Origin of the sequence: Paenibacillus pabuli NBRC 13638 (genome assembly GCF_001514495.1) — a bacterium.
Taxonomy (GTDB): Bacteria; Bacillota; Bacilli; order Paenibacillales; family Paenibacillaceae; genus Paenibacillus; species Paenibacillus pabuli.
In genome coordinates, this window is record NZ_BCNM01000024.1 from 32,678 (window position 1) to 55,756 (window position 23,079).

Consider the following 23,079-nt stretch of genomic DNA (forward strand, 5'->3'; position numbering starts at 1 on the left):
GAACGTTTGCTTGCATTGAGACTGCATTTTTGTTATATTAATATAGTTCGAGTTTGTGCTCGTTCCTTGCTCTCAACCTGGATTGAGGGCCAGAGTCCATAAGGAGGTGAAAATTATGCGCAAATATGAAGTGATGTACATTATTCGTCCTGATGTTGAGCAAGAAGTTGTTCAAGCTACAGTCGATAAATTCCAAGGCATCATCTCCAACGGCGGTGGTGAAGTTACAGCTCACGACGTTATGGGTAAACGCCGTCTTGCGTATGAGATCAAGAAATTCCGTGATGGTGTTTATGTTCTGGTACACTTCACTGCTGAACCAGCAGTTGTTACTGAACTTGAGCGTCTCATGAAGATTTCTGACGAAGTTATTCGTTATCTCATTACAAACGACGTTAAGTCTGCTTAAGACAACTCGTGATCAACGCACCAATACGCTCTGAAGGAGGGGATTACATTGTTGAACCGTGTCATTCTGATCGGCCGGTTAACCCGGGATCCTGAGTTGCGTTATACTCCAGCTGGAGTAGCAGTTACGCAATTTACTTTGGCAGTGGACAGACCGTTTACAAGCCAAGGGGGAGAACGGGAAGCGGATTTCATTCCGGTCGTAACCTGGAGACAGCTTGCTGAGACTTGTGCAAACTATTTGCGCAAAGGACGCCTAGCTGCAGTCGAAGGACGCATTCAAGTACGGAATTACGAGAATAACGAAGGAAAACGTGTATACGTGACCGAAGTCATTGCCGATAACGTCCGTTTCTTGGAGTCAGCTAACCGTGATAATAACGGTGGCGGCGGTGGGCAACCGATGCGTGAAGAGCCTTCTTATGGAGGCGGCGGGCGCGCGAACAATAACAATAATTCGCGTAGCAACAACAATCAGGATCCTTTTTCCGATGACGGAAAACCGATTGATATATCGGATGATGATTTGCCATTTTAACGTGAACCGACACTCTTAGAGTGATTGGCTTAACGATAGGAAAGGACTGAAAAGCATGAGCTTCAAGCAAAGAGAAGGCGGAGACAACGATAAAAGACCGGCTCGCCGTGGCGGCCGTAACAAACGTCGTAAAGTGTGCTTCTTCACAGCTAACAAAATTACTCACATCGATTATAAAGATACGGACTTGCTTCGTAAATTTATCAGCGAACGTGGTAAAATTTTGCCGCGCCGTGTAACAGGTACTAGCGCTAAATATCAACGCATGCTGACGATTGCCATCAAACGCTCCCGTCAAATCGCATTGCTGCCATACACAACTGAGTAGTCTTACTCAGCATGGATACAAAGCAGTCGGCTTATAGCCGGCTGCTTTTTTGCATATATAGATTACATAAAATAAAGGCAACTCCTTAATGGCAGGACGTGAAGCTTGCATGAATGAAGCAATTACCGCTCAAATGATTTATAATAGAATCTACTGTATTGTTGAGTAGTTGGTAGGGTGCGTTCAACGATTATAGATTCCATCATCAGGAGAGAGCATGAATACAACCAAACGTAAAGTAAAAAAGCAACGAAGGAGTAGTCTGCGATTCTGGATTGTAGCTACGTTGCTACTTTCCATTATATATATCTGGCTGCAGCAAAAAGGAGACACCTATGATATATGGCCAGGAAATAACATGCAAGATGTGATGCCAATCACAGGACTTCACCCGGTAGTAGCAGAAAGTGAAAAATTGTTGGTTCGGAAGGCGGCAAGGCAGGGAATAGAGATCGTAGTTACACACGGTTACCGCAGTATAGAGGAACAAGATGCGTTGTATAATCAAGGGCGTTCGAGTGCGGGCAGTATTGTAACCAACGCGCAAGGAGGAGACTCTTATCACAATTACGGACTAGCAATTGATTTTGCATTGCGCACTCCTGAGGGTGATGTGGTCTGGGACATGGATCGGGATGATAACGGGAATGGGCAGGCCGATTGGATGGAAGTTGTTGAGCTTGCGAAAGAATTGGGGTTTACATGGGGCGGGGATTGGGCCAACTTTCCGGATTATCCTCATCTGCAAATGGACTTCGGACTTAGTATAAATGAATTAAAGCGTGGTAAGAGACCTCCAGAATCCCACTGAACATAGGTATTATATATACATCTAATTGTATAAATATTAGAAAAGCCTTGCATTTTGCAGGGCTTTTTTCTTTCTTTTGTAAAATAAATGATAAAAGATTACAATTTGTTCTTTACATAAACGAATAAATAAAACTATACTATAATAACTAGATTTTTCATTACGATACGGTAGCTTATATAAAGCTTAGCTATGTTTGTATAATTTAGTTAGTAAACAAGTTTGCTTCCAGATTGGAATCCACCTCCATAAATCCCTCACACCTAACATTATAATTGTTTATATAACAAATATTAACATTTAGTTTACATGTTATGTAATGTCAATGTAATATATTTAGAAAGTTCAATCTTCTACTGAAATTTATCTGACCCTTAAAAGTACACTTAGGTCCCTAAAATCCCTTGATATTTACCTTTTAAGTATAACTAATATCCATAACTGTATTATTAAAAACATTTATACCAAAAATCTCAAAATAAGCATTGACGTCACCTAAATTTACACGTATGATTACATTAATTATTTGGCTTAATAATCCCGCTAGGAATTATCAACATTAATTGACCATCGGTCTAAATACCAGCACGGAAACCTGATTCTCCTAATGAATTGGTATTTTGTATAAACTTTCGTTCATTATCTTCAAGAACATGGAAATATACAGTGGATGCATTCTTCTACACTTGAATACAGTCTGCAGAAATTATGGGGTTAGGGTGATTGATTTGAATACAGAGCTACTGGAAGTCAGAAATCTAACTACATCATTCAGAATTGAAGATGACTATTATGCGGCAGTTGATCACGTTAACCTTTCGGTTAAGAAAAATGAAGTGTTGGCTATTGTGGGAGAATCAGGATCAGGTAAAAGCGCCTTTGCATTTTCAATTATGGGGTTACATAACAAAGCCAGAATTGACGGTGAGATTCTGTACAAAGGGCAGAATATAGCGAATATTTCGCCTAACAAGTTAAACAAACTCCGCGGTAATGAAATGGGGATGATCTTTCAAGACCCTCTTTCCGCATTAAACCCTCTGATGTTGATCGGTGAGCAGATCGAAGAGACTCTGACATTGCATCAACCCAAGCTATCTTCGAAAGAGAAGAAAGACAAAGTTATTGATTTGCTTAACCAAGTAGGGATTCCGCGTCCCGAACATATATACAAGCAGTATCCTCACGAACTATCGGGTGGTATGAGACAGAGAGTTGTTATCGCGATTGCGATTGCCAATAAACCTGAATTGCTGATTGCTGATGAACCAACGACAGCCCTTGACGTTACGATCCAACTGCAAATTCTGGAGCTTATCCGGGAATTGAAGAATGAGATTAACGCAGGAATTATCCTGATCACGCATGATTTGGGAGTGGTTGCCGAGATGGCTGATCGCGTGGCAGTCATGTATGCAGGTGAAATTGTTGAAATTGCAGATATTTATACTCTAATGACGGATGCCAAACATCCATACACACGTTCTCTACTAAACTCGATTCCTACCATCTCTGAAGAAAAATCGAAGCTTCATGTGATTCAAGGCATTGTTCCTTCACTGAAAAATCTTCCTCGCCAAGGGTGCCGTTTCAAGGCTCGAATTCCATGGATAAGTGATTCGGCTCATGAAGAAAACCCACAGATGCATGAAATTGCGCCAGGTCACTTTGTACGGTGTACCTGTTACCAGCACTTTCATTTCCCTGACCAAGCTGAGGAGGAATAACATAATGGCACTACTCGAGGTAGAAGGACTCAAAATACACTTTCCGATTCGCGGCGGGTTGATCACGCGTGAAATTGGCAACATCAAGGCGGTCGACGATGTGAGCTTCTCCATTGAGCAAGGACAGACCTATGGTCTTGTAGGTGAGTCTGGCTCAGGCAAGACCACGACAGGCAGAGCCATTATCGGTCTGAACCATGTGACGGCCGGGAGAATTCTTTTTAATGGAAGAGATCTGGCTACCGAGAGGCGGAAAGATCGACAGCTGCAACGCGATGTGCAGATGATCTTCCAAGATCCGTACTCTTCTCTTAATCCCAAGAAACGGGTCATCGACATAATTGCTGAACCACTCCGCAATTATGAGCGACTGACGGCTGCGGAAGAGAAACGCCAGGTCAGGGAGCTTCTGGAGAAGGTCGGCCTGAGCCCGGAGTCGATCTATAAGTACCCTCATGAGTTTTCCGGAGGACAGCGACAGCGGATTGGGATTGCTCGTGCGATAGCACTGAAGCCAAAGCTGATCATTGCAGATGAGCCAGTATCCGCACTCGATGTATCTGTACAAGCTCAGGTGCTTAACTTCATGCAGGAAATTCAAAAAGAGTTGAATCTGACCTATCTGTTCATCAGTCACGATCTTGGCATTATTCGTCATATGTGTGATCAGATCGGAATTATGTATAAAGGTCGATATGTGGAGCAGGGCACAACCGATGATATCTTTGAGAATCCACAACATATCTATACCAAGCGTTTAATTGCAGCCATTCCGGATATGGACCCAACCAAGCGTGAGGAAATGATAGCCTTCCGTCAGCAGATTAAGTCCGAGTATGAACAATCATACCGGAATTTCTTTGATGAGGAAGGGCTTGCTTACTCGCTCCAATCCATTTCCGATACTCACCGAGTAGCTCTACCTCAGAAAGGTTGAAGGCCATATGTGGAAAACGATAGTACGCAGAATTATCATTATGATCCCTCAGATCTTTTTGCTTAGCCTGTTGGTCTTTCTGATGGCCAAAGCGATGCCTGGGGATGCACTTACGGGACTGCTTGATCCAAGCATTGACCCAAAAGCGCTGGATGAACAGCGGGAGCGACTCGGGTTAAACAATCCATGGTATGTACAATACTGGGATTGGATCAAAAATGCCGCTGTCGGTGATTTCGGGCAATCCTTCCGTTTCAAGATGCCTGTATCTGATCTGATTGGTCAACGTGTTGCCAATACGTTCTGGCTTGCACTGGCGACACTTGTATTTACTTATCTGATCGCCATTCCACTTGGCATTATCAGCGGACGTTATAACGATACTTGGTCCGATCGCTTAATCACAGGTTACACCTACTTGGGCTTTGCAGCTCCATTGTTTATCTTCGCACTGGTGATGTTGTGGATTTTTGGATTCAATTTTGGCTGGTTCCCAACTGGGGGAAGCGTGGAACCTGGACTTACGCCAGGTACATTCGACTATGTAGCAAGCAAATTTTATCATCTGTTATTACCAGCATTATCGATGGCATTGATTACAACGGTATCTACCGTCCAATATTTGCGTAGTGAAATTATCGATATCAAGCACAAGGAATTCGTTCTTACTGCGAGAGCCAAGGGAGCCTCAGAATCCCGAATCTACAACAGGCATATTTTAAGAAACTCCCTGCTGCCGATCGCCGCATTTTTCGGTTATGAGATTACGGGACTTATTGGCGGTACCATCTTCATTGAAAGCATATTCAGTTATCCGGGTATGGGTCAGTTATTCCTGAATTCGATATCCCTTCGGGATTTCAGTGTGGTGACTGCACTCGTCCTTCTATATGGCATAGCTACAATCCTGGGATCGCTGCTGTCTGACATTATTCTGGGAATTGTTGATCCGCGTATACGGATCAAGTAAGAACTTGAAGATTTCGGGGTGAAAATAAGATGAGCAAGGCCAAAGATGTCGTTATAACTTCACAGAAGGTTGATAAAAGCCCCTCCAGCTTGAGTATCTTGTGGAGGGAGCTTGTCAGAGATAAGGTGGCACTAATCTCGCTCATATTTTTGGGACTGGTCATATTGCTGGTCTACGGTACTTCTTTGATCCTGGATCAAGCAGAAATTGTTAAGGTAGATTTGTTTGCCTTATATGAACCGCCTTCCGCACAATATTGGCTGGGGACAGACTACGGTGGTCGCGATGTATTCGGACAACTGATCATCGGTACACGTAACTCTCTGTCCATCGGTATTATAGTTACACTATTGACTGGTATTATAGGAATCCTGGTTGGCTTGTTATCTGGATACTTCGGTGGAATGATCGATAACCTGTTTATGCGGGTTGTTGACTTCTTCAGTATCCTGCCGATGCTGATGATTGTTATCGCGTTTGTTACTGCAGTACCCAAATATAATATTGTATCTTTCTCGTTAATTATGACCGGATTTCTTTGGATGGGGATTGCGAGGCTGATTCGCTCCAAAGCGTTACAAGAGGGTGAACTGGAATATGTCAAAGCTTCAAAAACATTAGGTTCTTCCCATCTGAAGATCATGCTCTCACAGGTTCTTCCTAATCTTAGCTCCATTATCATCGTAACGATGACGTTAAACCTCGCTGCCAACATTGGCCTCGAATCCGGGTTGTCTTTCCTGGGATTTGGTTTTCCCGAAAGCACACCTAGTCTTGGAACACTCGTAAGCTATGCTCGTAATCCGCAAACATTGGAATCCAGATGGTGGATATGGCTACCCGCATCAGTACTTATTCTGGTATTGATGTTGAGTATAAATAATGTCGGACAGGCCCTGAAGCGTGCGACTGATGCAAGACAAAGAAGAGGTTAAGAAAAGGGAGGAAAGGTTCATGAAAAAGGGATTTTTTTCAAGGGGACTATTTTTCACGATGATGTTGGTCTTCGTACTGGCGCTTGCGGCGTGCTCGGAGAAAGAGGCAGCAACACCAACGCCTTCTACGAACAAAGGGGAGACAAAAACTGAGGAAAAACCTGCTAATGAAGAGGGAGTGTACTCCATCGACGACTTCAAAAATGTAAAAACGAATGAAGGCACTGCAATTGAGGGTGGGTCCATCACATATGGACTGGTATCTGATACTGCGTTTGAAGGAACATTGAATTTTAACTTCTATTCCGGTAATCCGGATGCAATGGTTCTGCAATGGTTTGACGAAGGTTTGCTGACTTGGGATAAAGACTATGTGTATACCAACGATGGTGCAGCAACGTATGAAACATCGGAAGATGGCAAAACGTTTACACTGACTATTCGTGATAATGTCAACTGGCATGATGGCAAGCCGGTAACGGCTGAAGATCTGCAGTTTGCTTATGAAGTTATTGGTAACAAGGCTTACGATGGTCCTCGTTATGATTCCAACTTCACAAGTGTAGTGGGTATGGATGAATATCATGCTGGCAAAGCAAAAACGATCTCTGGAATCAAGGTGCTTAGTGATAAGAAAATTAGCATCACGTACAAGGAGTCTACACCTTCCCTGCTGACAGGTGGCGTATGGACGTATCCGCTGGCTAAGCATATCTTTGGTGATATGGATGTAGCGAAAATGTCTTCTTCCAAAGAAGTACGTGAGAAACCAATCGGTTTTGGTCCATTTAAAGTGGAAACGATCACTCCAGGTGAGTCTGTAACCTTCGTTAAAAACGAAGACTACTGGCGTGGAGCTCCAAAATTGGACAAAGTGACTGTGAAAGTAATCAACCCGACAACGGTTGTTCAAGAACTGAAATCGGGTGGCGTTGACCTTGTGGATGCGTTCCCGACAGATCAATATAAAGATAATGCCAATATGTCCAACGTGGAGTTCCTGGGTGCAATCGATCGTGCTTACACGTACATCGGTTTCAAACTGGGTACATGGGATGAAGCAAATGGAAAAGTAGCAACAAACCCGGATGCAAAAATGGCTGACAAAAACTTGCGTAAAGCGATGTGGATGGCTGTAGATAATGACCAGGTGGGTAAACGTTTCTACAACGGTCTGCGTTGGAATGCAACAACACTGATTCCGCCTTCTCACCCAGAATTCCATGATTCCAACAATCCGGGTGTGACTTACGACCCTGAAGCAGCCAAGAAATTGCTGGATGAAGCAGGTTACAAACTGGATGGTGAATTCCGTACGAAACCGGACGGTTCCCCACTGGAAATCAACTTCGTATCCATGACAGGTGGCGATACAGCTGAACCACTGGCACGTTACTATGTTCAATCATGGGCAGCGATTGGTCTGAAAGTTAACCTTGAAATGGTTGAGTTCAACAATTTCTATGACCGTGTAGGTAACACAGGTAAAGATGATCCGAACATTGATGTGTATCAAGCTGCTTGGGGCGTTGGTATTGACGTAGACCCAGCAGGCCTTTACGGCCGAGATGCACTGTATAACTTCTCCAGATTCTCTAGCGAAGAAAACGACAAATTGCTCGCACAAGGTGTATCTGCTGAAGCGTTTGACGTAGATAAACGTAAGGAAATCTACAACCAATGGCAGCAGTACATGGTTGATGAAGTTCCTGTATTCCCGACATTGTACCGTGCTGTTGTAGCACCGGTGAACAAACGTGTAATGAACTACGCGATTGGTGACGGAACAGGTCTATATCTGAATGACATTCAAGTTAATGCAGATAAACCTGTTGTAGCTGAGTAATAAAAAGCACTTGATAGATCTTTAAGTGCCTTGGTTTCAGAAAAAGGTTACTCTCGATGATGTAGCAACAATAAGGATTGGGGTCCTTTAAGAAGTCGGTTGCTAGTTCTAATGGGAGAAAAGATGCTTCTAGGTATAATAGAAATTATTCATTAATAACATGGATTTCGTACACTCTGGCATGGGGGTATGGAGTCCATGTTTTTTTGGTAACAAAAAAATAAAAAAATTTTAACTTTTTTTATAAAAATTGCAGACAAAATGCCTCTTCGCTTCGTCTATATCAGTAAGAGGTGATTTTCCGATGAAAAGATGGTGGATACGGGCAGGAATGCTGCTGGCTCTACTGGTCATTATATATTTGGGTGTTAAACCGGACATGCTGGTGGGCAAACCGGGAATAAAAGCTGAATCGGCTGTTTTAATGGATATGAACTCTGAACAGATTCTAATCAACTTTAATGGTTCTGAACCCATTGTACCTGCAGGGATCAGCAAATTAATGACAGAACTGCTTGTGATGGAAGCTGTAATCAACGGAGAGGTGCGTTGGGACGATCCTGTTAATATCAGCTTGTATGCGAGCTCGGTAGGTGGCACTCACTTGGCTTTGAGACAAGGAGAACAGTTCACTGTACAGGAATTATTTCAGATTGTGGCCGTTTATTCGGCGAATGATGCTGCGGTTGCGCTGGCTGAACATATCAGTGGGACAGAGCAGACTTTTGCACAAAAGATGAATGCGAAGGCTGTAGAACTAGGATTGTCTGATAAGACGGTATTTACGAACTCAACAGGTTTAAGTGAAAAACTGCTTGGCCCCAATCGTCCAAAGGAAATACAAGGGCAGACCGTTATGACTGCTTTAGATGCATGTAAGCTTGCACGCTATCTGCTCAATAATCACCCCGAAATCTTAAGAGTGTCCAGCCAGATGCAGGTGTCGATGCACCAAAAGGGAATGTATATGAGCAACACCAACTGGATGTTGTCCTCCATTGGTGGCCCATATGCCTATGATGGAAATGATGGATTGAAGACCGGATATGATGAGGACTCCGGCTATCACTTCGTCGGAACAGCTGAGCGAAATGGCAAGCGGCTGATCTCCGTTGTCATGGGTTCGGATAGTCGTGAGGGACGTTTCACAGAGACACGCAAGCTGTTCAATTATGGATTTTCCGGTTCGAAGTAGTCCCTATTTTGAACATTACTTAACGGGTTACGTAAACAGTGGTCTCTAATGGATATTCGAAGCGTTCTACGCTGTTAACCTGAGGTTGATCATGGTAAAATGATTTACGTATAATTCCAAATTATTCAATGATTCACTTAAAGGGGGAAATGATTTGAACGCAATGAGTAAAAAGGTATATGCTCTTACGCTTAGCATGGCGATGTCCATCGCTCTGATTCAACCAGCAGTCCAGGCAGCAGAAGCGGTAAAGCCTACGGCAGCAGTCGCTGAATCCATTGCTTCGAAAGCTACACAGACACTCCAGCAACTGGGATACATAGACGGCATAACAGATGGCATGCAAGATTCACAAACACCAATTACTCGCGCCGAAGCGGCAATCATTCTGCAGCGTGTACTTAAACTGGATGCCCCAGCGTCTCTTACAGGCTTCGCAGATGTTCTGGCCAAAGATGAAGCTGCCCCCGCCATTTACGCGCTGAAGCAAAGTGGACTTATTCAAGGACAGGCCAATGGATATGCACCGGATGCTCCACTTACACGTGCACAGATGGCATCGTTGTTCACCCGCGCATTTGAACTAAAGGATAACGGAATTCAGGTTGTATACAGTGACAAGGAAAAGATTCCGGCTGTGCATGCAGAGGATGCAGTGCGTCTTAAGCAGCATTTTATCATTGAAGGCAGTGCATTTAACGCCAAAAATTCTGTATCCCATGGAGAATTCGCTGATTCGCTATACTTGGCGCTTGGACTTGATGTGAAGTCAGAAGGGGTTACGCCTCTGGAGGATTTCTTCAAACAGCCTGCTCAAGCAGGATTCCAGATGTCCGCGGATGGTAAACATCTGGCTTACATGGAGCCTTGGAACAACCGGATGAATATTGTGGTGAAAGAGAATGGCCAGAACAAGTCAGTTCGTATCACAAGTGAGACAGAGCGCAGTATAGCTACTTTTGTATGGGCAACAAATGATAAACTGTTATATGTTAAAGACGAAGCAGGAGATGAGAACTACCATATTTATGTAACGGATATTGACGGCAAGAACAGCAAGGACCTGACTCCATATCCGAATACTAGAGCGATCCTGATAGACTCCCTGGAGAATATTCCGGATGAAATCTTAGTGGGCATGAATAAACGTGATCCTCGGATCTTTGACGTGTACCGGATTAACATCAAGACAGGTGAGGCGGTGCTTGCTGCAGAGAACCCGGGCAATATCACGGGCTGGCTTACAGACCATGAGGGTAAAATCCGTGTAGCCATATCCAGTGATGGTAATGTTTCTTCTTTGATGTATCGAGAATCAGAAGATAAACCATTCGTAAACTTGATGACCACTGAGCTAGGGGAAACATTTGCGCCAGTGATGTTCACGTATGACAATAAAAACATCTATGCTGTATCCAATCTGGATCGGGATAAAACAGCTATTGTGGAATACAGCCCAGGCAGCAAGAAAGTAACGAAAACGATCTATGAAAATAAAGATGTGGATGTCTCCAATTTTGTACCGTCCAAAGAAAAAGGCACAATCCTCGCAGCGATCTATGAGACGGACAAGATAAACTATGAATACTTCGACAATGATTTCAAAAAATTGATGCAGGATATTCAGGTAAAGGTTCCGGGTAAAGAAGTGAGTATTTCAAACATAAGTGATGAAGGCCAGGTCCTGTTCGTTGCGTATAGCGATAAATCGATGGGTACCTATTACTTCTACGATTCCAAGACGGGTAAGCTGGATAAATTAGCTGATGCGGCTCCTTGGATCGATGAGAGCAAAATGTCGGATGTAAAACCTATTACGTACAAGTCGCGTGACGGCTTAACGCTTCATGGTTATCTGACATTGCCAAACGGTGCTGAAGCTTCCCAATTGCCGCTGGTTGTTGTTCCGCATGGGGGTCCATGGGCTCGCGATTCGTGGGGCTTTAACCCGGAAATCCAATTTCTTGCAAGTCGTGGCTATGCCGTATTACAGGTAAATTTCCGTGGGTCGACCGGATACGGAAAGGCATTCCTGGATGCCGGGAATAAAGAGTGGGGGAAAGCCATGCAAGACGATCTCACAGACGGCGTAAACTGGCTGGTTAAAGAGGGAACAGTTGATCCGAAGCGTGTAGCCATCTATGGTGGGTCATACGGCGGATATGCCGCTCTCGCAGGATTAGCTTTTACACCGGATGTCTATGCTGCAGGCATTAGCTATGTTGGGCCATCTAACCTGTTCACGCTGCTCGATTCACTACCGCCATATTGGGAGTCCGAGCGCAACATGTTCTATGAACGCATGGGTGATCCAGAGAAAGACAAGGAGCTGCTGACAGCTGTCTCACCACTGTTCCATATCGATCAGATGAAAGCTCCATTGTTCGTAGTCCAGGGGGCCAATGATCCGCGTGTCAAACAGGCGGAGTCCGATCAGATTGTGGAGGCTCTGCGCAAACGTGGCGTGGATGTGCCATATATGTTAAAGGCCAATGAAGGACATGGTTTCGCCAATGTGGAGAATCAGCTTGATCTGTACCGTGCAATTGAGAAATTTCTGAATCGGCATCTGATGGAGCAATAGCAGTAGAATCAGAAATGAAAGCCGCCCCGCAGGCTCCAGTGAATCTGTGGGACGGTTTTATTTTATGGAAAAGGGATTAAACAGATGGAGGTAACATATTAATGAATTGACATATGGAATGGATTTGCACTAAAATGACCAGTGAGTCATAATTATTCCATACGGTTTAATATATATGTAACATTTCAGCTCTACGCTGCTAACTGCAATCTGAACGGGGAGGAAACATGTGATGCAAAAACAAATGAAGTGGCCGCTTATCCTATTTGCCGTTGGGGTCTTTATGGCTGCACTGGATAACGGGATTATTACTTCGTCCCTGACGACGTTGAACGCATCGTTTGGGGTGTCACCTACGTGGGGAGCATGGACAATTACGCTCTACACGCTCGGACTGGCAGTGAGTGTACCGATTGCAGGTAAGCTCTCCGACCGCTATGGTCGCAAGAAGCTGTTTCTGATTGAAGTTGCTTTGTTCGGGATTGGATCTTTGCTTGTTGCCCTAAGCACATCGTTTACCTTCTTCCTGATCGCTCGTGTCATTCAAGCATTGGGCGGTGGTGGCATTTTCATTATTGCCAGTTCATATGTACTCAGTAAATTCCCCCCAGAACGGCAGGGCACTGCTCTCGGTCTGCTCGGTGGCATGAACGGTGTAGCTGCGATTCTGGGACCGAACATCGGTGCCTTTATTCTCGACATTACAGGGAATTGGCATTGGTTGTTCCTGATCAATGTGCCCATTGCCATTCTGCTGTTTATTGCAGGTATCCGCTATATTCATGAAGAGCAGGAACTGAGTCGTGCAGCAGTGGACTGGAGTGGCATTACGGTACTGACGCTCGGCGTGCTCAGTCTGATGTATAGCTTCAGCAATCTGGATGGCGTAAATATGCTGCAAAGTCTCGGCTCACCGATGTTCTATGGCTTCTTCCTGGCAGGTGTGGTTATTCTGGTTCTCTTTTACTTTCTTGAAAAAAGACTGGAAGGATCACAACGTGAGCCTGTCGTATCCACACAGCTTCTGGGCATCGCGTCCTTCCGTTGGACGCTGTTAATTGCCTTCTTCTCGGGAGCCATTCTAGCCTCCGTAATCTTCATTCCAGGCTTTGTTGAACAATACCTTGGGGTATCCAACACAGCTTCCGGCTACTGGTTTACACCGCTTGCCCTGGCTTCCGGGATTGGAGCGGGGGGTGGCGGTTATCTTGTCGATCGCAAAGGGCCGATCTGGACATTATCGGTGGCCGGACTGCTATCCGCTATAGGTTTCCTCTTATTCCCGCTATGGGTAGAGCATATTTGGCAGTTTGTAATCGCGAGTGTACTCGTAGGGGTCGGCTTTGGCATGATGCTGGGAGCACCAGTGAATGTGCTGGTTACCGAGCAGGCGGGTGAGAACCATAAAGGCATCGCCGTAGCAACAAGCTCCTTATTTCGCCAGATGGCCATGGCAATTGCACCGACGATTTTCGCTGGATTTCTGGCTCGCTCTTTCTCCAATTTGGGAACCAACATTCAGCATGGTTTGGCGGATCAGGGCATTAAAGTACCGCCTGAGATGCTTCAGCAATATGCCTCCGGCGGCAGTGCGGCATCAGGCAGCGATCTCACCAGTCTAACCGAGGGGCTGTCCCAAATTCCTGATCCGGGGATTCGGGATGTGCTGCTGCAAGCCGTTCACCAAACGACAGGTCAGGGTTACAGTGGACTGTTCTGGTCCGCAGTCATTTTCAGTGTACTCACGCTGGTAGCTGCGCTTATTACAGGACGGCTGCGTCACCAGGAGAAGAGGAGTCTTGTGGAGACCGCCTCACCGAGATAAAATGAATAAATAGTTCATATGAATAGAACAGTGCCCTTTTTTGGCTCCCAAAAGGATACACTGTTCTATTCAATTTAACCGTATTGTAACTTTTCATCATCCAGCAATGATTACAATAGAACGAGCGTGAGCGGTATCCTCTTTCAGATAGAGAAAACTTCAGAGAACACCGTGTCATAAGTCATTCCTAAAGTTTAATATGATATATAGAGGAATGAATAGTAATTCATTTTGACAGTGAAGAAGGAATCGATGGATGACAAGCAGAACTAAAGATAAGAAGAAGAAACGAAGAAAAGGTCTATATATAACACTCGTATCACTCGTAGTTTTGTTAATCGGGGGCTATTTGTTTCGTCAGCAGTTGGCTGTAGCGGCCTTCGATCTGTTTCTCGCAAGTTCGGTAGAAGATCAGTTGTCCCGTTCCTATGTACCTCAGGAGGGCAATAACACGCCTGACCCCGCTGTATATCGTAAAGAACCGTTCTCAGTGTTGTTACTGGGCTCGGACAAACGGGCCTACGAGAAAACGCGTGGTCGCTCAGATACGGTCATCTATGCTGTTGTTCGCCCGAAAGAATCCCGTGTTCTTCTGGTATCCATTCCTCGTGACACCTATGTGCAGATTGTTGGACGAGATGCCAATAAGGATGGTGAGGATGATTATGACAAGCTCGCGCATGCCTACGCCTTTGGTGGGGAGAATATGTCTATCAATACGGTGGAGAAGTTTCTCGATGCGGATGTAGGTTACTATGCAACGATTAACTTTGACGGGATCAAAAAAGTGGTTGATGCGCTTGGCGGGGTGAAGCTGCCCATTGATGAGGACATTGTGAACAAGAACCCGGATCATGTGCAGTTCACGATTGAAGGCGGTAAGCCAATCTACGACGGACAGGAAGCGCTGTATTATGTAAGATACCGTGAGGATAACGATTTTAATCGGACCAAGCGGCAGCAGATTTTCCTGAACGCGATGGCGAATAAAATGCTTAACCTTAACGCCATCGGTAAAATTCCGGAGTTGATTCAGATTATGGGAGATAGCTTCCAGACGGATATGCAGCCTTCCTTTATTATTGATCTGGCCAAACAGGTACTGACTCAGGAGAAACCGCAAATCTCAAGCTTTACCATTCTGGGCGAAGGGATGCGGAAAGATGGAATTTATTACGGCAAGGCAGATGAGAAAGACGTCCAATATGCCAAAGAGCTGATTAATAACTGGATGGATCAATCGACCCCAGCCGGTGAAGTGATGATTCCCGACCGGCAGCTGATCGAGTAACCAATTCCATACAGACGTTATGTTTCAGACAACAATCAGCAGTGCGTTTATTGGCGGGCTGCTGTTTTTTTTACTTTGTAGAAGAAATCATGTCCTTTTGGAACATCTTGCGTTCTGATTCGTACTATGTAAGTTGAGCGAGAAAAGTTGAACGATGAAATTCACAAGGAGGATACGTAAGGGTATGAACATCGCATTTTTTTTGCTGCCCAAACAGGAAGTTACATGTGTAACGTCGGATTCTACTCTGCGGCAGACGTTGGAACGGATGGAATATCATCGGTTTACGGCGGTGCCCATTTTGAATAAGGAAGGCAAATATATCGGCACAGTAACCGAAGGAGACCTGCTGTGGTATATGAAGAACGCCGAGGGAAAGATTACATTTGAAAACGCTTCAAAATTTCTCCTCAAAGACGTTCCTCTTCGACTCGATATCAAGCCGGTATCCATTGACGCTAATATGGAGGATCTGATTAATCTGGCCAAAGTGCAGAACTTTGTGCCGGTCGTTGATGATATGGAGCGTTTCATTGGCATTGTAAGACGGAGTCAGATTATTGAATATTGCGAAGGTATTGTGTCCAGGGAATCCATAAAGGCTAAGTAAGTTGTACAAATTTCATATTTGTTGCCGTATTGCGGATAATCAAAGCCGTCCGGTATCATGTTAAACGTAAGATGAACTCAACAATAGCGAACTTAGATGAATTTTTTACTAATGAAGATATGAATTGTTGTACGGGGTCCCCGCAAAGTACCTAGATGAGTTTCGGAGGATGTCTCCGCCTTTTTGGGGTAATTTTGTGGCCCCCCTTTTTATGCTATAATGGAGAATAAAGCTTTTTCGGGGGAGAGTGACTTTCGCCAATATGCCTAAAGAACTGGATGTAGCCAAACGCGCTAAAGTGATTGAATGGCTGAAAACCGAAGTGCTTGATCAGGTATCCCGATTATTCAAAGCGTTGTGGGAAGGCAGTACAACCCGGATCGGGGACAGTCTCGCCAGCTTGATGATGAGTAGTTACATATTGGGCCGCAGGCTCGGTATTCCTTTCAAGGATTTGGATGCACTGCTTGTTGAGAAATTGAAAAAGCATAAACAAGAAGGTCACCAGCTGGAAGACTGGTACCAGGATATTTCCGCGCTAGAAGATCACATGCGTAAGAGGTGAATTTGTTGAAATTTAGCTTTAAATCAGCTGTCTGGAGCGTTATTTATCTGCTCTTGCTACTTTCGCTGTTAACTCCTTTATCGGTTTTGGCCATATTTTTCATGATGATTCCGGGAGTTATTTTGTTTGCATCTTTATCGGTGAAATCATTTATATGGCATCTCGTCCCTGTGGCGATTATTTTGACTGTGTTGAGTCCGATTTATCTGTTGCTACTGCTTTTGTTCACCCTGCCGGCTATCATTATGGGCAATGCGTACAAGAAAAAGAAATCGGCCCTGTTCGCTTTAATGGCGGGAAGTGGAGCCATGTTGGCTGAATATCTGCTGCTCCTGTTGATTGGAAGTGTGATCTTCCAATTTGATTTGTCGAGTTATATTGATGATGTGGTCAGGTTGACCATTGAACCTCTGACGAATACATCCAACCAGATGGTGAATGGGTTTGTATGGACACCTGAAATGACTCAGGATGTCGCACGGCAGACGCAGCTTATGATTCCATTCGCCTTGGTGGTCACGTCCCTGGTCATGGCTCTAATTACACATCTGATTGCCCGTCCAATTCTGAATGTCATGGGCATTAGTGTACCTAAATTTCCACCTGCCCGTGAATGGCGTATGCCGCGTGCTCTGATCTGGTATTATTTCCTGGCATTATTGTTCGAAGTCATATCCAGACAGAGTGACGGAACGTACTGGACCATGATTGCCATGAATCTGTCGCCTCTGATTAACCTGGGTTTCATGATCCAAGCCATCGGATTCTTTTTCTTTCTCTCGCATGCAAAGAAATGGAATCCGGTTGTACCGTATTTGCTGGCGGCAGCCGTATTCTTTATCGGACCGCTGCGGATTATCGGGATTATCGATCTGGCGTTCCCGCTTCGCGAGGCAATATCGAAACCAAAACGTTAGGGTGATGAGTCATGCCTAAATTTCTCAAGAAACGCTGGCACGGCTACTATACCGTATGGGCGTTCATACTGCTGCTACTGCTTGTTATGTTCGTGACCATCTATAATTGGGAGCTTGGTTTGATTAGTCTGATACTCGCTTCGGCGCTGGGAATCGTCATGATTAAGGCGGAGCTCGCGTTCCGCCGTGAGCTTAACGACTATATTAATGGCCTGTCCATCCGGATTAAACGGATGGAGGGAGAAGCGGTCAGCATGCTCCCATTCGGTATTGTGCTGTATAGCGAAGATCGTACGGTAGAGTGGCACAATCGCTTCGTCGCGGATATGTTCCAAGAGAAGACGATGGTTGGCAATCCGCTGCAAAATTTGTTTCCCAAACTTCCTCAACCGAAAGAGAAGAAGGATGGGTCCAAGGAACCGACCAAGGAACTTCATGATGAATTCCAGTTGGACGACCGGTATTATGGGGTTATTCATAACCCTCAGGAGCGGTATGTATATGTATACGAGATTACGGAGTTAGCCATTCTCCGTGATAGATATGAGAATGAACGTATTGCTCTGGGCATTCTGGTGCTGGACAACCTGGACGAAGCAGCTCAGGGCATGGATGATCAGCAGCGAACGGCGCTGATCGCTCGTGTAACGAGTGAGATTACGTCTTGGGCAAAGCGATATGGAGTATATCTGCGTCGTCTATCCTCCGACCGTTATCTCATGATGTTAAACCATAAGTCTTTGCAGGAGCTGGAGCAAAGTCGGTTCATCATTCTGGATGAAGTCCGGGAGATGACGGCTGATCTTAAGGTTCCGATGACATTAAGTGTTGGACTGGCGTTCGGTTCGGATAGCATCAGTGAAATGGGTGAACTTGCCCAGTCCAGTCTGGATATGGCACTGGGCCGCGGTGGCGATCAGGCTGCCGTGAAGTCGGGCCAGCGGTTATCCTTTTACGGTGGAAAGTCCAATGCGGTGGAGAAACGGACACGGGTGAGAGCCCGGGTTATTGCCCATGCGTTGCGTGATTTGATGCAAGAGAGCGATCGGGTCATTATCATGGGGCACAAGATGCCCGATATGGATGCGATTGGTGCTTCGATCGGGGTATGGAAGGCAGCAAGCTTGTATAACGTGGAGGCACGAATTGTGCTCGATGGACCTAACCCGTCCATTGAACGTCTGATGGAACAGGTGAGCAAGGATGAGAAGTTGTCCAAAGCCTTTGTATCACCGGAACAGGCGACCCAGATGATGACAGAGCATACGCTGCTCGTCGTTGTTGATACACACAAAGCATCCATGACAATGGAGCCAAAACTGGTTCAATCTGCTACACGTGTAGTGGTTGTGGATCACCATCGTCGAGGTGAGGAATTCATCAATGACGCCGTGCTGATCTATCTGGAGCCATATGCTTCCTCGGCAGCGGAACTGGTGACGGAGCTTCTTCAGTATATTCATGACAAGGTGCAATTTACTCCGCTGGAAGCAACGGCGCTATTAGCCGGAATAACAGTGGATACAAAGCATTTTGCACTCCATACAGGTTCGAGAACGTTTGAAGCAGCAGGTTTCCTGCGTCGTAGTGGTGCAGACACCATTATGATCCAGCGGCTGATGAAAGAGGATCTGTCAGAATATATTGCTAAGGCAGAAATCATAAAGCGTGCTAAAATGGTATATGGGAACATTGCGCTGGCGGTCACGGACCCTGGCAGCAAGATTCCACAGATGATGATCGCCCAAGTGGCGGACACATTGCTCAATATGACCGACGTGGTCGCTTCATTTGTCATTAGTGAGCGTCCAGATGGGCTGATTGGCATCAGTGCGAGATCGCTGGGGCGCATGAATGTTCAGGTTGTGATGGAACGACTGGGCGGTGGCGGACATTTGACGAATGCTGCCGTGCAGCTTGAAGGAACGCTTGGAGAGGCGGAAAAACGGCTGACGAACGTACTGGCTGAAATCGAAAAGGAAGAGGGTTTGTTCGAATGAAAGTCATTTTTATAAAAGATATGAAGGGTCAAGGCAAAAAAGGACAAGTGAAGGAAGTGTCTGAAGGTTACGCACAGAACTTCCTCTTGCCACGGGGAATCGCACGTCCGGCAACAGACGGAAACATGAAAACACTGGACAATCAGAAGGCTGCAGAAGATAGACGCAAACAAGAAGAGAAAACCGAAGCAGAAGTGCTTGCGAAGAAACTTGAAGCAGAAGTTACCGAACTGAAAGCAAAATCCGGCGAAGGCGGCCGTTTGTTCGGGGCAATTACGAGCAAACAAATTGCAGAGGCTTTGAGCAAAAAAGGACTGAAAGTGGATAAACGCAAAATTGAACTGGACGAGCCTATTCGCACACTCGGCGTAACGCAAGTCACCGTCAAGGTTCACCCTGAAGTGAAGGCTACCTTGAAGGTACAGGTAACGGAGGAGTAAGATGGGCGGCGAAATGCTATTCGACCGGATTCCCCCACAGAACCTGGAAGCCGAACAGGCTGTGCTGGGTGCAATCCTGTTGCAGGGCGAAGCCCTGATTACAGCGATGGAACGGGTGCAAACCGAGGATTTCTATGATAAACCCCATCAATTAATTTTCGAAGCGATGATCCAGCTTGGCGAGGGAAATCAACCGATTGACCTCGTGACACTGACTTCGCTGCTGAAGGATAAAGGCGAGCTCGAGGACATCGGCGGCGTCAGTTATCTGGCGAAGCTGGCTCATGGTGTTCCGACTGCGGCGAACGTGGATTATTACGCCCAGATTATTGAAGAGAAATCCATGCTGCGTCGCCTGATTCGTACGGCTACCCAGATCGTGAGTGAAGGATACACGGGCGGTGAGGATGTCGCGGCTATGCTTGGAGAGGCAGAGCGGCGTATTCTGGAGATTTCCAACCGACGCTCCAGTAGTGGTTTTATCGCCATTCAGGATGTCCTGATGGAAGTATTCGACCGTGTGGAGACACTGCATCAGAACAGAGGCACCACAACGGGTATTCCATCCGGGTTCATCGATCTGGACAAGATGACCGCTGGATTCCAGCGGAGTGACTTGATCATTGTAGCGGCACGTCCGTCTGTAGGGAAAACGGCCTTCGCGCTGAATATCGCTCAGAACGTAGCTATTCGGGCGCAGGAGACGGTTGCAATATTCAGTCTGGAGATGTCGGCTGCACAGCTCGTACAGCGTATGATCTGTGCAGAGGCCAATCTGGATGCGGGTGTCATGCGTATGGGTGACTTCAAAGGTGATGAAGATTGGCAGAAGCTGACGATGGGCATTGCAGCCTTGAACGAAGCCAATATCTACATCGATGATACGCCGGGGATTACCGTGGCTGACATTCGTGCCAAATGCCGTCGTCTCAAGAAAGAGAAAGGCCTGGGCATGATTCTGATCGACTACCTCCAACTCATTAGTGGACGCGGTAAAGCCGGAGAGAACCGTCAACAAGAGGTCTCCGAGATCTCACGTACACTGAAGCAGATTGGCCGGGAACTTGAAGTTCCGGTTATTGCCTTGTCTCAGCTCAGCCGGGGTGTAGAGCAGCGTCAGGATAAACGTCCGATGATGAGTGACTTGCGGGAATCGGGTTCGATCGAGCAAGATGCCGACATTGTAGCGTTCCTGTACCGGGATGACTACTATAACCAGGAGACCGAGAAGAAGAACATTATCGAGATTATTATCGCCAAACAGCGTAATGGTCCTGTAGGCACGGTGGAACTGGTCTTTCTGAAAAACTTTAATAAATTCGTTAACTATGAGCGGGCACATAATGATGCCTTTGCCATGTAAGGGACAGGCACAGACTGCTTCGATCAGGAAGTGAAATCGTCTGTCCCGGCATGAACCACTAGATCATATGGACTCATAAATACGTTGTGAATACGACATATTGCGTCGAATAAGAAGGCGTATCGTGAAACCGGGGTTAGCTGTCAAGCAAGTTTTGACTGGCTTCGCCGGTTTTTTGCGTTGTAATATGGGGTTAATTCCGAACATTATAGTTTGAGTATATCTAATTGTTCGCCATTTGATTTGACTTTGAAAAAAGGGACTGTTACACTAGTACTGCTGCGTTAAAGCAGCGAAAACCTTCCCTTGGATGTAAACCGAGGGGGATTTTCACTGTCCGTTAGCACGCTTCTCCGCTGGTAATTTCACTTCAAATTCCTGCCGAGATAGAGGACGGACAGACCAATACAAAGGTGCGCAAGGCACCCACGGAGGTATGTACGATGTCAACGGTAGTTGTAGTGGGAACGCAATGGGGAGACGAAGGTAAAGGCAAGATTACGGATTATTTGGCGGAATCCGCAGACGTGGTTGCTCGTTATCAAGGCGGTAACAATGCCGGACACACGATTCTGATCGACAACAAAAAATACAAACTGACGATGATTCCATCGGGTATCTTCTACACCGATAAGGCATGTGTAATTGGTAACGGTATGGTTATCAACCCGAAGGCACTCATCGAAGAAATTAACTATATTCATGACAATGATTTTACGACCAAGAACCTGTCCATCAGTGAACGCGCACACATTATCCTGCCATATCACATGGTACTGGACGCATTGGAAGAAGAGAGCAAAGGCCCGAACAAAATCGGTACAACAGGCAAGGGAATTGGCCCATGTTACATGGACAAATCAGCCCGTATCGGCATTCGTATGGTTGATCTGCTGGATGCAGAAGAGTTCGAACTGAAGCTGCGTCATTTGGTCAAAGAAAAGAACCGGGTCATCGAGCAGGTATATGGCGGCGAGCCTGTAGATGTAGAAGAAATTCTGAAAGATTACCTGGGATATGCAGAAATTCTGCGTCCTTATGTGCGTGATACATCCGTTGTGCTCAACGAATATATCGATGAGGACAAAAAAGTATTGTTCGAAGGCGCACAAGGCGTAATGTTGGATCTTGATCAAGGAACTTATCCATTTGTTACTTCATCCAATCCGTCTGCAGGCGGCGTATGTATCGGTTCTGGCGTTGGCCCAGCTCGTATTCAGCAGGTTATCGGTGTGGCTAAAGCCTATACAACACGTGTAGGAGATGGTCCTTTCCCGACAGAGCTGCATGATGCAGTTGGTGACCAAATTCGTGAGACCGGACATGAGTACGGTACTGTGACTGGACGTCCGCGTCGTGTTGGCTGGTTCGACAGTGTCGTTGTTCGCCATGCTCGTCGTGTCAGCGGTATTACGGGTCTGTCCTTGAACTCCCTGGATGTAATGACAGGTCTGGAAACGGTGAAAATCTGCACAGGATACAAATTCCGCGGCGAGGTTATCACTCACTATCCGGCAAGCCTGAAAATGCTGGCAGAATGTGAGGCAGTATACGAAGAGCTTCCGGGTTGGAGTGAAGATATTACTTCGGCGAAGAAGCTGGAAGACCTGCCTGTGAACACTCAGAACTATGTGAAACGTGTTTCCGAACTGACAGGTATTCCGATTGCAATCTTCTCTGTAGGTCGTAACCGTGAGCAAACGAATCAGGTTCTTCCAATCTACGAATAAACAGTTAGATTAACCTGGCAAAACTAAGTTAAACGTTCTTCCAAATGATATGCCATACA

At 45.8% G+C, this 23,079-nt stretch carries 20 protein-coding genes; all 20 read left to right on the plus strand.

Translation table 11 applies throughout. From position 1 onward, the window contains the following. The first annotated feature begins 115 nt into the window (after nucleotides 1-115). The 20 genes from rpsF to PPA03S_RS26540 all read left to right on the plus strand — a co-directional run bounded on the left by rpsF (nucleotide 116) and on the right by PPA03S_RS26540 (nucleotide 23,020). A complete protein-coding gene (gene rpsF, locus PPA03S_RS26445) occupies nucleotides 116-409 on the plus strand; it encodes a 30S ribosomal protein S6 (protein WP_024629534.1) in 294 nt (97 codons plus the stop codon). A gap of 48 nt (nucleotides 410-457) precedes the next feature. After that, a complete protein-coding gene (gene ssb, locus PPA03S_RS26450; RefSeq protein WP_062327712.1) occupies nucleotides 458-946 on the plus strand; it encodes a single-stranded DNA-binding protein in 489 nt (162 codons plus the stop codon). A gap of 55 nt (nucleotides 947-1,001) precedes the next feature. Continuing rightward, complete coding sequence (gene rpsR / locus PPA03S_RS26455) at nucleotides 1,002-1,274, plus strand: 30S ribosomal protein S18 (RefSeq protein WP_062327715.1); 273 nt, start codon at nucleotides 1,002-1,004, stop codon at nucleotides 1,272-1,274. Between the two features lie 217 nt (nucleotides 1,275-1,491). Beyond that, the gene (locus PPA03S_RS26460) at nucleotides 1,492-2,085 is read left to right on the plus strand and encodes a M15 family metallopeptidase (RefSeq protein WP_062327718.1); all 594 of its coding nucleotides are present in this window, start codon (nucleotides 1,492-1,494) and stop codon (nucleotides 2,083-2,085) included. A 728-nt stretch (nucleotides 2,086-2,813) separates the two neighbouring features. Continuing rightward, complete coding sequence (locus PPA03S_RS26465) at nucleotides 2,814-3,812, plus strand: ABC transporter ATP-binding protein (RefSeq protein WP_062327910.1); 999 nt, start codon at nucleotides 2,814-2,816, stop codon at nucleotides 3,810-3,812. Nucleotides 3,813-3,816: 4 nt separating this feature from the next. Further along, nucleotides 3,817-4,749, plus strand: coding sequence for an ABC transporter ATP-binding protein (locus PPA03S_RS26470; RefSeq protein ID WP_062327720.1), 933 nt, complete (start codon nucleotides 3,817-3,819; stop codon nucleotides 4,747-4,749). A 7-nt stretch (nucleotides 4,750-4,756) separates the two neighbouring features. Then, entirely contained in the window at nucleotides 4,757-5,719 is a 963-nt protein-coding gene (opp4B, locus tag PPA03S_RS26475) for an oligopeptide ABC transporter permease (protein WP_062327723.1), read from the plus strand. 29 nt (nucleotides 5,720-5,748) lie between these two features. Further along, nucleotides 5,749-6,654 (plus strand): ABC transporter permease, encoded by a 906-nt coding sequence (locus PPA03S_RS26480; RefSeq protein ID WP_062327725.1) that lies wholly within the window; start codon nucleotides 5,749-5,751, stop codon nucleotides 6,652-6,654. Nucleotides 6,655-6,673: 19 nt separating this feature from the next. Next, nucleotides 6,674-8,500, plus strand: a complete 1,827-nt coding sequence (locus PPA03S_RS26485) for an oligopeptide ABC transporter substrate-binding protein (protein WP_062327727.1) — start codon at nucleotides 6,674-6,676, stop codon at nucleotides 8,498-8,500. A 304-nt stretch (nucleotides 8,501-8,804) separates the two neighbouring features. Further along, the gene (locus tag PPA03S_RS26490) at nucleotides 8,805-9,695 is read left to right on the plus strand and encodes a D-alanyl-D-alanine carboxypeptidase family protein (protein ID WP_062327728.1); all 891 of its coding nucleotides are present in this window, start codon (nucleotides 8,805-8,807) and stop codon (nucleotides 9,693-9,695) included. A gap of 163 nt (nucleotides 9,696-9,858) precedes the next feature. After that, nucleotides 9,859-12,279 carry a S9 family peptidase gene (locus PPA03S_RS26495; RefSeq protein ID WP_245683741.1) on the plus strand — a complete coding sequence of 807 codons (2,421 nt, stop codon included), beginning with the start codon at nucleotides 9,859-9,861 and terminating at the stop codon, nucleotides 12,277-12,279. A 232-nt stretch (nucleotides 12,280-12,511) separates the two neighbouring features. Continuing rightward, nucleotides 12,512-14,104, plus strand: coding sequence for an MFS transporter (locus tag PPA03S_RS26500; RefSeq protein WP_062327733.1), 1,593 nt, complete (start codon nucleotides 12,512-12,514; stop codon nucleotides 14,102-14,104). A 256-nt stretch (nucleotides 14,105-14,360) separates the two neighbouring features. Further along, nucleotides 14,361-15,395 carry an LCP family protein gene (locus PPA03S_RS26505; RefSeq protein WP_062327735.1) on the plus strand — a complete coding sequence of 345 codons (1,035 nt, stop codon included), beginning with the start codon at nucleotides 14,361-14,363 and terminating at the stop codon, nucleotides 15,393-15,395. Nucleotides 15,396-15,579: 184 nt separating this feature from the next. Then, nucleotides 15,580-16,005 (plus strand): CBS domain-containing protein, encoded by a 426-nt coding sequence (locus PPA03S_RS26510; RefSeq protein WP_062327737.1) that lies wholly within the window; start codon nucleotides 15,580-15,582, stop codon nucleotides 16,003-16,005. Between the two features lie 262 nt (nucleotides 16,006-16,267). Next, complete coding sequence (locus tag PPA03S_RS26515) at nucleotides 16,268-16,570, plus strand: MazG-like family protein (RefSeq protein ID WP_024629547.1); 303 nt, start codon at nucleotides 16,268-16,270, stop codon at nucleotides 16,568-16,570. Then, complete coding sequence (locus PPA03S_RS26520) at nucleotides 16,567-17,487, plus strand: DUF2232 domain-containing protein (RefSeq protein WP_245683739.1); 921 nt, start codon at nucleotides 16,567-16,569, stop codon at nucleotides 17,485-17,487. Before PPA03S_RS26515 ends, PPA03S_RS26520 begins: the two co-directional genes overlap by 4 nt. Nucleotides 17,488-17,498: 11 nt before the next feature. Next, nucleotides 17,499-19,487 (plus strand): DHH family phosphoesterase, encoded by a 1,989-nt coding sequence (locus PPA03S_RS26525; RefSeq protein WP_062327741.1) that lies wholly within the window; start codon nucleotides 17,499-17,501, stop codon nucleotides 19,485-19,487. Further along, complete coding sequence (gene rplI, locus PPA03S_RS26530; RefSeq protein ID WP_062327743.1) at nucleotides 19,484-19,927, plus strand: 50S ribosomal protein L9; 444 nt, start codon at nucleotides 19,484-19,486, stop codon at nucleotides 19,925-19,927. Before PPA03S_RS26525 ends, rplI begins: the two co-directional genes overlap by 4 nt. 1 nt (nucleotide 19,928) lies before the next feature. Beyond that, nucleotides 19,929-21,290 (plus strand): replicative DNA helicase, encoded by a 1,362-nt coding sequence (gene dnaB / locus PPA03S_RS26535; protein WP_062327745.1) that lies wholly within the window; start codon nucleotides 19,929-19,931, stop codon nucleotides 21,288-21,290. A 443-nt stretch (nucleotides 21,291-21,733) separates the two neighbouring features. Continuing rightward, nucleotides 21,734-23,020: an adenylosuccinate synthase gene (locus PPA03S_RS26540; protein ID WP_062327748.1), complete on the plus strand. Its 1,287-nt coding sequence runs from the start codon at nucleotides 21,734-21,736 to the stop codon at nucleotides 23,018-23,020. The last annotated feature ends 59 nt before the right edge of the window (nucleotides 23,021-23,079 follow it).